A 14526-nucleotide genomic window follows, 5' to 3' on the forward strand; every position below is an offset into this window, starting at 1 on the left:
CCGCGAGAGGCGAGAGACTCCCCGCCCCGCGAGAGCAGCACCCGAGGAGCTCCCGAGGAGCCCCCCGGCTCACCCCCGCTTCGCCCAGATGTTCGCGCCCTCCGTGTCCACCGCGAAGACGTCGATCTCCGCCAGCTCGGCCGCGCTCAGCGGAGCCCCCGCCAGCGCCGCGATGTTCTCCTCCAGCTGCCCCACGCTCGACGCCCCGATCAGCGCCGACGTCATCCGCGGATCCCGCAGCACCCAGCTCAGCGCCAGCTGCGCCAGCGACTGCCCCCGCCCCCGCGCGATCTCGTTCAGCCCGTTCAGCCGGCGCACCACGTCCTCCGAGAGCAGCCCCGGGTCCAGCGACTTGCCCTGAGTGGCCCGCGACCCCTCCGGAATGCCCTTCAGATACTTGCCGGTGAGCAGCCCCTGCGCCAGCGGCACATAGGCGATGCACCCCATGCCCGCCGTCTCCAGCGCGTCCAGCAGCCCGTCGTCCTCGATCCAGCGGTTGATCATCGAGTACGAGGGCTGGTGGATCAGCGCCGGCACCCCCATCTCCCGCAGCAGCCGGGCCGCCCGCGCGGTCTGCTCCGCGTTGTACGAGGACACCCCCGCGTACAGCGCCTTGCCCTGCTGGACGGCGGAGGCCAGCGCCCCCATCGTCTCCTCCAGCGGAGTCTCCGGGTCGAAGCGGTGCGAGTAGAAGACGTCCACGTAGTCGAGCCCCATCCGCTTCAGCGACGCGTCGAGCGACGAGAGCAGATACTTCCGCGAACCCCACTCCCCGTACGGCCCGGGGTGCATCAGATAGCCCGCCTTGGTGGAGATGACCAGCTCATCGCGGTAGGGGGCGAAGTCCTGCGCGAAGATCTTGCCGAAGTTCAGCTCGGCGGAGCCGGGCGGCGGTCCGTAGTTGTTCGCCAGGTCGAAATGGGTGACGCCCAGATCGAAGGCGCGGCGCAGGATCGCCCGCTGCGACGCGAGGGTGCGATCGTCGCCGAAGTTGTGCCAGAGCCCCAGCGAGATCGCCGGAAGCCGCAGCCCCGAGCGGCCGGTGCGCCGGTACTCCATCGAGTCGTAGCGGTCGGGGGAAGCGAGATACATGGAGGAATCAGTCACACATCCCTCCTTATCACGGACTTGTGACAGACCGGGTTGGGCCGCCGTGGCCGGTGCGCAGTAGTGTGGCGGCTTCAGGGGATGCCGCACGGCGCGGATGAGTGCCGCATGTCCCTGACCGAGCTGCCCGACGTCGCGCCCCAGGCGGCGGCGCGGGCGCCGCACCGCCCGGAAGCCGACCCCGGGCAGTGATCCCCGAGCCCCATGACCCCGAGCCCCGCCATGGCCCCCGGCACCCCGGGCACCCGGGCGGGCGAGCCCGACAGAACCGAGGTGGACTCCGTGAACCTGCGTGACCTGGTGTACAGGCTCTACGCACGCCGGGTGGAAGGCCGACTGGACCATGACCAGGTGCCCAAGCACATCGGAGTCATCCTCGACGGCAACCGCCGCTGGGCCAAGGCGTCCGGCGGCACCCCCGAGGCGGGTCACAAGGCCGGCGCCAGCAAGATCCAGGAGCTGCTCGGCTGGTGCGCGGAGACCGATGTCGAGGTGGTCACCCTCTGGCTGCTGTCCACCGACAATCTGGACCGCCCGGAGAAGGAGCTGGTGCCGCTCCTCGGCATCATCGAGGACGCCGTGCGCGCGCTCGCCGCGGACGGCCGCTGGCGCGTCCACCATGTGGGCACCCTCGACATCCTGCCCGCCCACACCCAGACCGTGCTCAAGGAAGCAGAGCAGGACACCCTCGACCACACCGGCATACTCGTCAACGTCGCCGTCGGCTACGGCGGCCGTCAGGAGATCGCGGACGCCGTGCGCTCCCTGCTCCTGGAACACGCCGACAAGGGCACCAGCTTCGAGGAACTGGCCGAAATCGTCGATGTCGAGCACATCTCCGAGCATCTCTACACCCGCGGCCAGCCCGACCCCGACCTTGTGATCCGCACCAGCGGAGAGCAGCGGCTGTCCGGCTTCATGCTCTGGCAGAGCGCGCACTCGGAGTACTACTTCTGCGAGGTGTTCTGGCCCGCCTTCCGCAAGGTCGACTTCCTGCGCGCGCTGCGCGACTACGCTGCCCGGCACCGGCGTTACGGCAGCTGAACAGGGATTCAGCAGAACGCATCACCAGCTGTTCATCCAGTCGTAGCCCCATGCCGTGGCATGGCGGCGGGTGTTCGAGGGAATATCCCTTCCAGGTCGACGTCCGAACCACGAACGTCGTATCTCAGTGAGCGGCGGTAGCCGCTCACCCGGGAGGCCCTTTGCACACGAAGGAACGCACCCCAGGTGCGGACCGCGCGGAGGGCCGGTGCTCGGCCCGCGCATCGTGGCCTGAAGCCCGGCCCTTTCCCCGCCCCAGGCGGGGAGGCCCCCTGCCGCTCCCCGGCAGGAGGACCATCTGGCCCGCGACGGCGTCGCACCGCCGACCTCATCCGAGGGGGTACGTCCTTCCGTGGTGAACAGCACAAAGCGCCGACTGCCCGATAGGCGCACTTACGTTCTCGACACCAGCGTCCTGCTGGCCGATCCGAACGCCCCGACCCGTTTCGACGAGCACGAAGTCGTACTCCCGATCGTGGTCATCACGGAGCTGGAGGCCAAGAGACACCATCCGGAGCTGGGTTACTTCGCCCGCCAGGCGCTGCGCCTGCTGGACGACTTCCGTGTCCGGTACGGCCGCCTCGACGCCCCCATCCCCCTGGGCGATCTCGGCGGCACCCTGCGCGTCGAGCTCAACCACTCCGATCCCGCCCTGCTCCCCGCCGGATTCAGGCTGGGTGACAACGACTCACGGATCCTGGCCGTGGCGCGGAACCTCCAGGCCGAGGGGTATGACGTCACCGTCGTCTCCAAGGACCTGCCGCTGCGGATCAAGGCGTCGTCCGTCGGGCTGCTGGCCGAGGAGTACCGCGCGGAGCTGGCCGTCACCGACTCCGGCTGGACCGGTATGTCGGAGCTGTCGCTCTCGGCCGAACAGGTCGATCAGCTCTACACCGAGGAGCGGGTGTACGTCCCCGAGACGGACGGGCTGCCCGTCCACACCGGGCTCGTCCTCCAGTCGGAGCGCGGCAAGGCGCTCGGCCGGGTCACCGCCGAGGGCGGCGTACGGCTGGTGCGCGGGGACCGGGAGGCGTTCGGCATCCACGGCCGCAGCGCCGAACAGCGCGTCGCCCTCGATCTGCTGCTCGATCCGGAGGTCGGCATCGTCTCGCTCGGCGGCCGGGCGGGCACGGGTAAGTCGGCGCTGGCGCTCTGCGCCGGTCTGGAGGCGGTGCTGGAGCGACAGCAGCACCAGAAGGTGATGGTCTTCCGTCCGCTGTACGCGGTGGGCGGGCAGGAGCTGGGCTATCTGCCCGGCACCGAGGCCGAGAAGATGAGCCCCTGGGCGCAGGCGGTCTTCGACACCCTCTCGGCCGTCGCGGGCCGTGAGGTGATCGAGGAGGTGCTCGGGCGGGGGATGCTGGAAGTCCTCCCGCTCACCCATATCCGGGGCCGCTCCCTGCATGACGCGTTCGTCATCGTCGACGAGGCCCAGTCCCTGGAGCGCAATGTCCTGCTGACGGTGCTGTCCCGGATCGGGGCCGGCTCCCGGGTCGTGCTCACCCACGATGTGGCCCAGCGGGACAATCTGCGGGTGGGCCGCTATGACGGAGTCGTCGCCGTGGTCGAGAAACTGAAGGGGCATCCGCTCTTCGCGCATGTCACCCTCAACCGCTCCGAGCGTTCCCAGATCGCCGCACTGGTGACCGAGATGCTGGAGGACGGTCAGATCTAGCCGGTACGACCGTCGTTGACGCCGCCCCGCTGAGCGCAGCAGCCTAGTGGGGCGGCGTGCTGTCGTGCTGGCTTTTCGGCCGAACTCCTGGGCCGAAAGAGGTGTGAGCTTTCCCACGTAACGAATAATTGCCTTGCGGTGTGCCGTTCCGGCAGAGTCTTGCTTCCGTCAGGCCCCGCATACGACACATGAGCCCCATCCGGTGGTGCGCCGCACCTCCGACACAACTCAAGACCTGCCGTCGTGTGCCGCCCGTCAGTTGTACCGGCCGCTCCTGCGGGAGTCGGCCACGGGCCAGCGCCTCCTGTGACCCAACGCAGTGGGAGGCCAGCGCCAGGGGCACGATTCGTCCGCGGGGTCACCTGTGCGGGCGATGCTGGAAGGAAACCGTGTGAGCCGGATCTCGGTCCGGGGATTCGCCGTGGCGTCCGCCACCGCGGTCACCACCGTCGGAGCCGTTGTAGGCGTTGCCTCGGGCAACCCCCAGTCCCCGAGCGACAACCTGGAGACGACGGCCGCTGACGCGACCCTCCTCGCCGATGTACCGATGGGCCAGCAGGCCCAGGTGCAGGTCTCTTCCCTGGCGGAACAGGCCGACGCGCAGGCCGCAGTGGCCGACGCGACGGCCAAGAAGGCCGCTGAGGAAGACGCTCGTCTCAAGGCCGCGAAGACCGCCGAGTCGAAGAAGGCCGCCGCCGACGCCAAGGCCGAGGAAGAGCGCGAGGCCAAGGAGCGGGCGGAGAAGGAGCGTAAGGAGAAGGAGGCGCGGGAGCGCGCCAGCCGCGACAGCGCACGCGACTCCGTCGGCCTCACCGCCAAGAGCTCCTACACCGTCGCCGAGGTCCAGGCGCTCGCCCGGCAGATCATCCCGGCCGACCAGTTCCAGTGCTTCAGCAATATCGTGCAGCACGAGTCCACCTGGAACTACCTGGCGGTCAACCAGTCCTCCGGCGCGTACGGACTGGTGCAGGCGCTGCCCGGCACGAAGATGTCATCGGCCGGCGCCGACTGGCGGACCAACCCGGCGACCCAGATCAAGTGGGGCCTCAGCTATATGAACGAGCGGTACGACGGTCCCTGCGGCGCCTGGACGTTCTGGCAGGCCAACCGCTGGTACTAGTACGAGAGGTCGTACGACCCCTGGAGCCCCTCACCGTGTTCACGGTGAGGGGCTTCTCCGCGTGTACCGTCGGTTCTCTCGGGGCCCGGGACGACCCGGGAGTTCATGGGGGGAAGAGGAAGACATGCCCAGACTGCCAGAGCAGCTCACCGGGTTGCGCGCCAGGACCGGCGCGGGGTTCGCCCGGTTCTCGCAGCGGCTGAACGAGCGCCGCGCCGACGACGACGCAGAGGCTCAGGTCCCCGGCGGCGGAGAGGCTCAGGCGCCAGGCGGGGGAGAAGGAGCGGGCGGCGGGGGCGGAGTGGGCGGCGGGGACGGAGCGGGCGGCGGGGGTGCCGCGCCCAGAAGTGTGCCCGCGCCCCCGGACTACGCCCCCGCCGTGCCCGCCCGTCCCGAACCGGTGGCGGTCATCCCCTGGGGGATGCGGGTCGCGGCCGAGGCGGGCTGGCGGCTGCTGGTGCTCGCGGGCACCCTCTGGGTGCTGATGCGGGTCATCAGCGCCGTACAGCTGGTGGTGCTCGCCTTCATCTCCGCGCTGCTGGTCACCGCGCTGCTTCAGCCCACCGTGGCCCGGCTGAGGCGGCTGGGACTGCCCCGGGGCCTGGCGACCGCGGTCACGGCGATCGCCGGGTTCGTCGTCATGACCCTGGTCGGCTGGTTCGTGGTCTGGCAGGTGATGGAGAATCTCGGCGATCTCTCCGACCGGGTCAGAGACGGCATCGAGGAGCTGAAGCGCTGGGTGCTGGACAGCCCGTTCCATGTCACCGAGAGCCAGATCAACGACCTCGCGAAGAATCTCAGCGACACCATCGGCACCAATACCGAGGAGATCACCTCCGCCGGGCTCCAGGGGGTGTCCGTGATGGTGGAACTCCTCACCGGCATGCTGCTGGCGATGTTCTCCACGCTCTTTCTGCTCTACGACGGAAAGCGGATCTGGCATTGGACCCTCAAGCTGGTTCCGGCGCAGGCCCGTGACGGGGTCGCCGGGGCCGGTCCGCGGGCCTGGCGCACCCTGACCGCGTATGTGCGGGGCACGGTGATCGTCGCGCTGATCGACGCCGTCTTCATCGGGCTGGGGATCTACTTCCTCGATGTCCCCATGGCCGTGCCGCTCGCCGTCTTCATCTTCCTCTTCGCCTTCATCCCGCTGGTCGGCGCGGTCATGTCGGGCGCGCTCGCGGTGGTCGTCGCACTGGTCACCCAGGGGGTGTTCACCGCGCTGATGGTGCTGGTGGTGGTCCTCGCCGTACAGCAGATCGAGGGTCATGTGCTCCAGCCCTTCATCCTGGGCCGCGCGGTCCGGGTCCATCCCCTCGCGGTGGTGCTCGCGGTCGCGGTCGGCGGGGTGACGGCCGGGATCGGCGGCGCGGTGGTCGCCGTGCCGCTGGTGGCTGTCACCAACACCGTCGTCGGCTACCTTCGGGCGTACAGCAGGGAACAGGCGCCGCACGCCGCCCCGCCGCCGCAGGGCGAGGCGCTCGCCAAGACGCCCGGGACGCCCGCGACGACAGGGAGCACGGAGTGATATCCGAGCCGGAACTGATGGGCGACGACGGGGAACCGCCGCGGGGCGAGGACCCTCCCGGCCGATGGAGCCGGGGCGAGGGCGATCCCGCCGATCCCGCCGCCGACACGGTCTCGGCCGGGCCGGGCCCGGTGCGCGCGCCGATCCGGGCGTGGCTCTGGGCGCTCGGCGGCGCGCTGACCGCCTCGGCTCTCTGGGCGGGCGGGTTGTACGCGTACGAGCCCGGGGACCCGGATCTCGGCGGGTACCGGGCGAGCCGCGATCTCTGTGCGGACGCCGGGCTGAAGGCGCTGACCGCCGAGTACGGGCCGGTGAGCATGAGTACGCCGACCGGGCGCGAGCGCCCCTCGCTGGACCATGCCGCCTGCTGGTTCGAATTCCGCGGTGCGCCCCCGGAGAACGGCGCGGAACCGGTGGCGGGCAGCGGCTCGCTGAGCTATGTCCGACATAAGAAGACCGACCCGGGGCCGCAGTTCGAAGCGACGGTCGCCATGGAGAACCACACCGGTGCCGACGACCCCGAGATGGTCCGGGTCGACGGGCTGGGCGAGCGCGCCTACTTCGTCTGGGCGCAGGGGTACGACGTGCCCGTTCTCCATGTACTGGACGGGCAGTCGGTGCTGAGCATGTCCGCCGAGCCGCCCCGGTCGCCGAGCGGGGAGATCGACCGTGCGGAGGCCGCAGGGGTCAGGAACCTCATGGTCGCCGATATGAAGGCGCTGATGAGGAAGCTCCAGAGCTGACGGAGACGGCGAAGAGGGGCCCCGCCGGACGGCGGGACCCCTCTTCTGTGACATCGGGGCCGGCTACTGCGCCAGCACAGCCTCGGCGTCGAGGGTCGCCCCCACGGCCTGGACCACGGCCGCGATCTTGAACGACTCCTGGATCACATCCCGCTCGATCCCGGCCTTGCGCAGCACCTGCTCATGCGAGTCCAGGCACTGGCCACAGCCGTTGACGGCGGAGACGGCGAGCGACCAGAGCTCGAAGTCGACCTTCTCCACACCGGGGTTGCCGATGACGTTCATCCGCAGACCGGCGCGCAGGGTGCCGTACTCCGGGTCCGACAGCAGATGCCGGGTCCGGTAGAACACATTGTTCATCGCCATGACCGCGGCAGCCGCCTTGGCGGCGGTGTACGCCTCCGGGGTCAGGTTCGCCTTGGCCTCGGGCTCCAGCTCACGCAGCACGATCGCGCTGCGGGAGGCGATGGCGGTGGCCAGCACGGTGCCCCACAGCTGCTGCTGCGAGAGCTTGTCGTTGTTGCCGATGACCGAGCCCAGGTTGAGCTTGAGGTCCTTGGCGTACTCGGGAAGAGCGGCCTTCAGCGCGTCGAGCGACATGGGTCACTCACCGGCCAGCAGCGCGACCGGGTCAAGGGTGGTCTCGCCCTTGGTCCAGTTGCACGGGCACAGCTCGTCGGTCTGAAGGGCGTCCAGCACCCGCAGGACCTCCTTGGGGTTACGGCCCACGGAGCCGGCGGTCACCATCGTGAACTGGATCTCGTTGTTCGGGTCCACGATGAAGACGGCACGCTGGGCGAAGCCGTCCGCACCCTCGATGCCCAGATCGCGCATCAGCTCGTGCTTGGAGTCGGCCAGCATCGGGAAGGGCAGGTCACGCAGGTCGTCGTGGTCCTTGCGCCAGGCGTGGTGGACGAACTCGGAGTCACCGGAGAAGCCGAGGATCTGCGCGTCACGGTCGGCGAACTCGTCGTTCAGCTTGCCGAAGGCGGCGATCTCGGTGGGGCAGACGAAGGTGAAGTCCTTGGGCCATGCGAAGACGACCTTCCACTTGCCCTCGTAGGACTTGTGGTCGATGACCGCGAACTCCTTGCCGCTCTCCAGGGAGACGCAGGCAGTGAGCTCGAAGGTGGGGAACTGGTCGCCAACAGTGAGCATGGTGTTACTCCAGGGTGCTGAGAGGGTTGGACCTCTGCACCCTGTCATATCCACGATCAAGGGTGAAATCGATCAATCGGCTCAGTGTGATCAGCCCATCCGATCAATCTTCGTGATCGTGATCGCGCCCGAGGATAGCTCGATCGGGTGGTCTCGCGTCTGGCTCCGTGTCCTCGTCGCGGTCGGCCAGTAGTACGTATGGCTATGGGAATCGGTGACCGGCATCAGAAGAAGGATGTTGAAGCGGCACTGAAGAGGGCGGAGGCGGCTGGGCTCAAGGTGACGCATGACAAGAACCGGCATCGTTGGGGGTGGGTGATCTGCTGCCCGTGCAATCAGTCACAGGTGGTGTACTGCACTCCCCAGAGTCAGGGGGAAGAGGCACGGGAAATCGATCGATTCACGCGGAGGCATCAGAACTGTGCGTAACTGGCGTTTCACCCTGCACCTTCAGGGCCCGCTGACACCGGAGCAGTCCAACACTCTGGATGGCCTGGACAGCTTCAGCGACGGACGGATCAACCTGGTCACAGGACCGGGCACGGCAGAGTTCTGGTGCTCCTTTGATGCGGAAACGCTCACGAAGGCCATCGCGGACGCGTTGAGCCGCTTTGAGGACTTCCCCGGAGTGTTCGTCCGCAGCGTCGAACTGGATGAGATCGCGTTGGAGGACAATGGCATGGCGACACCGGCCGTCCTCCCCGCGCCGCCCCCGCTCGCCGACGCGCTCTGAGAGGGCTGGGGGAGAACAAGATGGGCGGCCGGAGGTCCACACTCAGTCGTGGCGGGCGGCTGTTTGATCAGTCCAGCGGGGTGGCGCGGGTCATCGACGACTCGTAACCGCCGCCGCCCGGGTACACCCAGGCGCCCGAGAGGGTGTTCCCGTCCGCGCTGAACTCGCCCCGGTAGTACGCCGGGGAGCCCTTCTCGCCGCCCCAGATCGTCAAGGTGTCGCCCGCCGGCTCGTAGACGTAGACGAAGGTATGGCCCTGATTGTCGTAGAAGCGGGACAGGATGTCCTCGCCGGGCTCCTCCGCGCCGAAGGGCTTCTCGCGGCCGATCACCTCCAGGCCGGTCACCGGCTGTCCGTGCTGCTCCAGCTCGATCGTCTGGAGGAGGAAGTGCCCGCCTTCCAGCGGTCGGTAGGTCACCGTGCCCGACGCCCCGCCGGTCACCTTCCAGGTCCCGGTCAGCCGCTCGAAGAGCCTGGACTGCTCGTCGTCCTGGCGCGGGGCGGTCTCGGTCGTGGACTCCGTCATGGTGGGGCCTTTCTCCCGGTATGTGCGCATCGCTGCGGTGTCGCTCATATGACGGGGCGGCCCGGGGAAAGGAATCGGTCGCCTGGATGTGCCCTGCATCACATGACCGGCTCCCGTCCGAGCGCCGACAGCAGCTCCGGGCCGAAGGTGGTGATCTCCGCGATGAGGCCGTCCGCGATCCGCAGCACATCGATGTTGACCGCCGTGAAGACCGCCTCGCCCGGACGGCGCAGATAGTTCGCCGCCGCCGGCTGCCGGTTCACCGCCAGAGGCACGGAGCGCCACTCGCCCCACGCCTCCTCGCCCTCCAGCACCGGACGCCACAGATCCAGGATCGCGGCACGCCCGTCGAACACCAGGCGGTCCGGCGGCATCGTCTGGCGGGCGTCCTCCCGCAGCAGCGCCGCGAGCGCCGACAGCTCCCCCTGCTGGGAGGCGGTGACATACCGCCGGAGCAGGGCGCGCTCGGACTCGCTGAGCGCGGTGGCCGCCCCCCACTCCGCCCGGCGTCCGGGCAGCCGCTCCCGCATGGTCGCCCGCGCCCGCTGGAGCGCGCTCTTGACCGACGCGACGCTCATCTCCAGGCTCCCGGCCGTCTCCGCCGCCGACCACCCGGCCACATCCCGCAGGATCAGCACCGCGCGCTGCCGGGGCGGCAGATGCTGGATCGCCGCCAGAAACGCCAGCTCGATCGTCTCCCGGGCGATGGCTGCGGCCTCCGGCTCGCCGCCGTCCGGAGCCGCCAGATCCAGCAGCTCATCGGGGTACGGCTGGAGCCAGGCGACCTCCGCCGGCGCCGAGCTCGCCGGAGCGCCCGCGCTGTCCGCCGCCATCGCGACCTCCCGGGTGCGCGCCGGGCTCGCCAGCACGTCCAGGGCGGCACGGGTGGCGATCGCGTACAGCCAGGCGCGGAACGTCGACCGCCCGGCGAAGTCCGCCCGCTTCCGCCAGGCCCGCAGCAGCGTCTCCTGGACCAGATCCTCCGCCTCCGTGAAGGACCCGAGCATCCGGTACAGATGCACCCGCAGCTCATGCCGGTAACGCGAGGCGAGCTCCGTGAACGCCGACTCGTCCCCCGCCCGGATCACCTCCGCCGAAGGCTCCGCGTGCCGCTGCCGACCGTGCCCGAGCACCATGCGACCCCTCCGCCCCACCGCCGCCCCGGCGGCCGGATCCGATTATTTCCCACCGCCCGGAAGCGATTAGACTCGGTGATCGCGATAGGAGGAACGTATCAATGAGCGGGAGCAGTCGGGGTAAACAGCCGAGCCTGTCGCAGTTGCGCGCCTTTGTCGCCGTCGCCGAGTATCTGCACTTCCGGGACGCGGCGGCAGCCATCGGCATGAGCCAGCCCGCGCTCTCCGGCGCCGTGTCCGCGCTGGAGGACGTCCTCGGCGTCCAGCTGCTGGAGCGCACCACCCGCAAGGTGCTGCTCTCCCCGGCCGGCGAGCGGCTCGCCGCCCGCGCCAGAACCGTCCTGGACGCCGTCGGCGCGCTGATGGAGGAGGCCGACGCGGCCCGCGCGCCCTTCACCGGAGTGCTCCGGCTCGGAGTGATCCCCACCGTCGCGCCCTATCTGCTGCCCGCCGTCCTCCGGCTGGTCCACCGGGCCTACCCGGACCTCGATCTCCAGGTCCACGAGGAGCAGACCTCCTCGCTGGTGGACGGGCTCACCACCGGACGGCTCGATCTGCTGCTCCTCGCCGTGCCCCTCGGAGTGCCGGGCGTGACCGAACTGCCCCTGTTCGACGAGGACTTCGTCCTGGTCACCCCGGAGGACCACTGGCTCGGCGGCCGTCAGGACATCCCCCGCGAGGCGCTGCGCGAGCTCCCGCTGCTGCTCCTCGACGAAGGGCACTGCCTGCGCGACCAGGCCCTCGACATCTGCCGTGAGGCCGGACGCGGCGACGACACCCCCGTCACCACCACCGCCGCCGGGCTCTCCACCCTGGTGCAGCTGGTCGCCGGAGGGCTCGGGGTGACCCTGCTGCCGCGCACCGCCGTGGAGGTCGAGACCGGCCGGGGCGGACTCGGCACCGGGTACTTCGCCGACCCCGCCCCCGCCCGGCGGATCGCCCTCGCCATGCGTACGGGGGCCGCCCGCCAGGGGGAGTTCGAGGAGCTCGCCGCCGCGCTGCGGCAGGCGCTGCGCCCCCTGCCCGTCCGGCTCGCGCCCTGACCGACTGCCGCCCGGGCCCGCCCGTAGGGACCGCCGAGGCCGACTCCCGTACGCCCCGGGCGGCCGACTCCCGTACGCCCCCGCCTCAGCCCCAAGCCTCAGCCCCGCGCCCGGACCGTCACCGTCACCATCACCGTCACTCCGTCCGCAGACCGTCCGGGCGCATCATCCGCCACAGCGACGGCAGGCTCACCAGGGTCACCAGCAGAATCACACCCGGACCCGTGGCCGCCACCGGCAGAAACAGCCCCCATCCCGTCATCTCCTTCCCGATGAGCCTGAGCATCACCGCGCCCAGCACCAGACCGCTCGCGACGGCGACCGCCGTCCCGAGGACCACCGGCAGGACCGTCTGCCACAGCAGCGACCAGGCGAGCGTCGAACGCCGGGTGCCGAACGCCAGCAGGACCGAGAGCAGCCGCCGGCGCTCCCGCAACTGCTCGATCTGGGAGACCAGCATCGACGCCGCGATGAGCACCATCGTCCCGCTCGCGCCCGCCAGCAGCCCCGTCTGCATGCTGGTGTACTTCTGATCCCGCTCGATCATCCGCATCGTCCAGATCTGAAGCGCCGGATCGATGCGCGACGCCGTATTGCGGATGTGCTCATGAGCGTCGGGCATGCTCTCATCGGCCCGCACCAGCGCCGTGGTGGAGCCGTGGCGCAGCCGGTCGGCGTCGATCGCCCCGGGCGTCGCGAAGACGCCGTCGTGCTCCCATCCCGCCACGTCCTTGCGCGCCCATACCGTCGGCGAGTCCTCGGGCAGCGTCCACCGCAGCCCGTCCGCGCCGTGCGCGGACTCCCCGGGCACCGGGCCCGGATCGCCGACGATCAGCTCCTTCCCCTTGCGCGCGGTCCGGTCGACCCACTCGCGCGAGGCCCGGTACTCCCGCCCGTGCACCACAAAGACGTCGCCGTCCTCGCAGGACGCGAGCCGGGCCAGCCTCTCCAGCACCGGGCACCCGGCGACGGTCAGCGTGGTGCTCGGCGGGGGATCGCCCTCGGCGGTCCAGCGCGCGCCCGGAGTACGCGCACTGGTCTGGATCATGGCGACCGTCTCGATGGCGCCCTCGGTGTCGCCGAACTCCCGGAGCATGCGCGCGGCGACCTCGGGGCTCGGGTACCCCGCGGTGACCACCACCCGCCCCCACGCCGGGCTGCGGCCCGTCGTCTCGCGGAAGTCGTCGTGCATCCCCGCGAACACCATCTGAAGGGCGATCGCCCCGGCCACGGCCACCATGATGCCGCTCACCGCCCGGGTCACCGTGTCGCTGCGGAGCTGGAGCCCGCGCATGGCCAGCTGCCAGGAGACCGGGCCGCCCCGCAGCCGCCCGCACACCGCGTCCACCACCCAGGGAAAGAGCGCGGTGACCCCGATCAGCACCAGGATCGCGCCGCCCGCCAGGGGAACCGGATAGACCAGCTCCGGATCGGTCGCCCCGGCGATCTCGTCCGAGACCAGCAGCAGCGCCACGCCCGCCGCCGGCAGCAGCAGCCGCCACCACAGCCGGCGGCGGCGCGGCGCTGCGCTCCGTACGACGCCCAGCGGCTCGATCACCACCGAACGCAGCGCGAACAGCGTGACCACCACGGCGGCCACCGGCACCGCGAGCAGGATCAGCGCGCCGAGGCCCGGCAGTGGGACCACGTCCGAGGGGAAGGCGCTCAGCCCCCAGAGCCGTACCGATCCGGCGAACAGACGCGCCACGGCGAAGACCGCCGCGCCCACGGCCAGCCCCAGCACCGCGCCGAAGAGCGCCTCGCCCGCGGCGATCCGGCGGGTCGTGGGGATGTCGGCGCCGACCAGCCGGAGCGCCGCCAGTCTGCGGTCGCGCCGCTCGCCGCCGACCCGTACCGCCGTGGCGATGAAGACCGCCACCGGCACCAGCAGCACCACACAGATCAGGGTGGCCAGCGCGGTCAGCACCGGGTCCACCGGCCCGTACTCGAAGCCCGGCCCGCCGAAGCCCTCGGTTCGCTGGCCGCCGTTCTCCGCGGTCAGCGTCGAGGTGCCCGCGTAGAAGAGGTACTCGCCCGGGTCGAGCAGACCGGCCTTCCCGATGACACCGGTCACCCGGTAGCCGAGCCGCTCCTTCAGCATCCCGCCGTCCGGCGAGCGCAGCAGCTCCGCCAGCGCGGGGGAGACCAGCATCTCGCCGGGGGCCGGGATCCGGTCGATGCCGGGCGGCAGCGACGGCCGGTCGCCGTCCGCGCGCAGCAGCGAGCCGGAGACCACGTCCGTGCGGTACTCGGTGGAGACGTCCGCCATCACCACCGAGGTGTCGGAGCGCTCGACCGGTTCCATATGGGCGAAGCCGGTCGCGGTCCGTGCCGTGACCCGCAGATCGCGGTTGTCCATGATCTGCGGCACCGACGCGGCGAGCAGCAGCAGCGCGACGCCGATCCCGACGCCGACCGCGGTGAGCGCGTTGCGGATCCAGCCCTCGCGACCGCCGAACGCGCCCAGCCGGAGCCCTATGCACAGATCCCGCAGCCACAGCCGCAGCCGGCCGGGAAGGGCGGGAAGGGCGGGAAGGGCGCGATCGGGGAGTGCGGCGCGGTGCTCAGGCTGCTTGTCCAGAAAAATCACGGTCAGTCGTCCAGGGTCTTCGGTGCGCGGGGTCCGGGCCACGGGTCCGTGGTGCTCGGGTGCTCGGTGCGCGGGGTCCGGGTCGCGGGTCCGTGGTGCTCGGTGTGCGAAGTCCGGGTCGCG

14 protein-coding genes are annotated in these 14526 nt (G+C 70.5%); 8 read left to right on the top strand and 6 right to left on the bottom strand.

Annotated features, from left to right (window positions below):
• Window positions 1-69 precede the first annotated feature (69 nt).
• Window positions 70-1092: an L-glyceraldehyde 3-phosphate reductase gene (gene mgrA / locus FF041_RS30920; protein WP_153526024.1), complete on the bottom strand. Its 1023-nt coding sequence runs from the start codon at window positions 1090-1092 to the stop codon at window positions 70-72.
• A gap of 297 nt (window positions 1093-1389) precedes the next feature.
• Between mgrA and FF041_RS30925 the strand changes: the two genes are divergently transcribed.
• The 5 genes from FF041_RS30925 to FF041_RS30945 all read left to right on the top strand — a co-directional run bounded on the left by FF041_RS30925 (window position 1390) and on the right by FF041_RS30945 (window position 7217).
• On the top strand, window positions 1390-2151 hold the full coding sequence (locus FF041_RS30925) for an isoprenyl transferase (protein WP_323371718.1): 762 nt from the start codon (window positions 1390-1392) through the stop codon (window positions 2149-2151).
• A 352-nt stretch (window positions 2152-2503) separates the two neighbouring features.
• Window positions 2504-3826, top strand: coding sequence for a PhoH family protein (locus FF041_RS30930; RefSeq protein ID WP_323371707.1), 1323 nt, complete (start codon window positions 2504-2506; stop codon window positions 3824-3826).
• Between the two features lie 391 nt (window positions 3827-4217).
• Window positions 4218-4946, top strand: coding sequence for an aggregation-promoting factor C-terminal-like domain-containing protein (locus tag FF041_RS30935; RefSeq protein ID WP_323393203.1), 729 nt, complete (start codon window positions 4218-4220; stop codon window positions 4944-4946).
• A gap of 124 nt (window positions 4947-5070) precedes the next feature.
• Window positions 5071-6474: an AI-2E family transporter gene (locus FF041_RS30940; RefSeq protein ID WP_153525856.1), complete on the top strand. Its 1404-nt coding sequence runs from the start codon at window positions 5071-5073 to the stop codon at window positions 6472-6474.
• Window positions 6471-7217, top strand: a complete 747-nt coding sequence (locus FF041_RS30945) for a hypothetical protein (RefSeq protein WP_153525857.1) — start codon at window positions 6471-6473, stop codon at window positions 7215-7217. The genes FF041_RS30940 and FF041_RS30945 overlap by 4 nt, the downstream gene beginning before the upstream one ends.
• Before the next feature lie 63 nt (window positions 7218-7280).
• On the opposite strand, the gene FF041_RS30950 is transcribed toward FF041_RS30945, so the two are convergent.
• The gene (locus FF041_RS30950) at window positions 7281-7817 is read right to left on the bottom strand and encodes an alkyl hydroperoxide reductase (RefSeq protein ID WP_153483743.1); all 537 of its coding nucleotides are present in this window, start codon (window positions 7815-7817) and stop codon (window positions 7281-7283) included.
• Between the two features lie 3 nt (window positions 7818-7820).
• Entirely contained in the window at window positions 7821-8375 is a 555-nt protein-coding gene (locus FF041_RS30955; RefSeq protein ID WP_153483744.1) for a peroxiredoxin, read from the bottom strand.
• 204 nt (window positions 8376-8579) lie between these two features.
• On the opposite strand from FF041_RS30955, the gene FF041_RS39580 reads away from it, so the two are divergent.
• Together FF041_RS39580 and FF041_RS30960 are read left to right on the top strand one after the other, a co-directional pair.
• Window positions 8580-8804 (top strand): hypothetical protein, encoded by a 225-nt coding sequence (locus FF041_RS39580; RefSeq protein ID WP_228388763.1) that lies wholly within the window; start codon window positions 8580-8582, stop codon window positions 8802-8804.
• Window positions 8797-9108 (top strand): hypothetical protein, encoded by a 312-nt coding sequence (locus tag FF041_RS30960; protein ID WP_323393205.1) that lies wholly within the window; start codon window positions 8797-8799, stop codon window positions 9106-9108. The genes FF041_RS39580 and FF041_RS30960 overlap by 8 nt, the downstream gene beginning before the upstream one ends.
• Window positions 9109-9175: 67 nt before the next feature.
• Here the strand turns inward: FF041_RS30960 and FF041_RS30965 are convergent, their stop codons facing one another.
• Window positions 9176-9634, bottom strand: a complete 459-nt coding sequence (locus tag FF041_RS30965; RefSeq protein ID WP_153526026.1) for a hypothetical protein — start codon at window positions 9632-9634, stop codon at window positions 9176-9178.
• Window positions 9635-9732: 98 nt separating this feature from the next.
• Complete coding sequence (locus tag FF041_RS30970; RefSeq protein ID WP_153525858.1) at window positions 9733-10770, bottom strand: RNA polymerase subunit sigma-70; 1038 nt, start codon at window positions 10768-10770, stop codon at window positions 9733-9735.
• A gap of 101 nt (window positions 10771-10871) precedes the next feature.
• Between FF041_RS30970 and FF041_RS30975 the strand changes: the two genes are divergently transcribed.
• Window positions 10872-11813 (top strand): LysR substrate-binding domain-containing protein, encoded by a 942-nt coding sequence (locus FF041_RS30975; RefSeq protein ID WP_153525859.1) that lies wholly within the window; start codon window positions 10872-10874, stop codon window positions 11811-11813.
• 136 nt (window positions 11814-11949) lie between these two features.
• Here the strand turns inward: FF041_RS30975 and FF041_RS30980 are convergent, their stop codons facing one another.
• Window positions 11950-14403 carry an FtsX-like permease family protein gene (locus FF041_RS30980; protein ID WP_323393207.1) on the bottom strand — a complete coding sequence of 818 codons (2454 nt, stop codon included), beginning with the start codon at window positions 14401-14403 and terminating at the stop codon, window positions 11950-11952.
• Window positions 14404-14526 lie beyond the last annotated feature (123 nt).

The sequence above is a fragment of the Streptomyces jumonjinensis genome, from assembly GCF_009600885.1.
Taxonomy (GTDB): domain Bacteria; phylum Actinomycetota; class Actinomycetes; order Streptomycetales; family Streptomycetaceae; genus Streptomyces; species Streptomyces jumonjinensis.

What these genes read in the sequence shown, in the direction of transcription:
- FF041_RS30965 (WP_153526026.1), bottom strand. Translation starts at nt 9,634, where the DNA reads ATGACGGAGTCCACGACCGAGACCGCCCCGCGCCAGGACGACGAGCAG.
- FF041_RS39580 (WP_228388763.1), top strand. Translation starts at nt 8,580, where the DNA reads ATGGGAATCGGTGACCGGCATCAGAAGAAGGATGTTGAAGCGGCACTG.
- FF041_RS30970 (WP_153525858.1), bottom strand. Translation starts at nt 10,770, where the DNA reads ATGGTGCTCGGGCACGGTCGGCAGCGGCACGCGGAGCCTTCGGCGGAG.
- FF041_RS30955 (WP_153483744.1), bottom strand. Translation starts at nt 8,375, where the DNA reads ATGCTCACTGTTGGCGACCAGTTCCCCACCTTCGAGCTCACTGCCTGC.
- FF041_RS30950 (WP_153483743.1), bottom strand. Translation starts at nt 7,817, where the DNA reads ATGTCGCTCGACGCGCTGAAGGCCGCTCTTCCCGAGTACGCCAAGGAC.
- FF041_RS30975 (WP_153525859.1), top strand. Translation starts at nt 10,872, where the DNA reads ATGAGCGGGAGCAGTCGGGGTAAACAGCCGAGCCTGTCGCAGTTGCGC.
- FF041_RS30940 (WP_153525856.1), top strand. Translation starts at nt 5,071, where the DNA reads ATGCCCAGACTGCCAGAGCAGCTCACCGGGTTGCGCGCCAGGACCGGC.
- mgrA (WP_153526024.1), bottom strand. Translation starts at nt 1,092, where the DNA reads ATGTATCTCGCTTCCCCCGACCGCTACGACTCGATGGAGTACCGGCGC.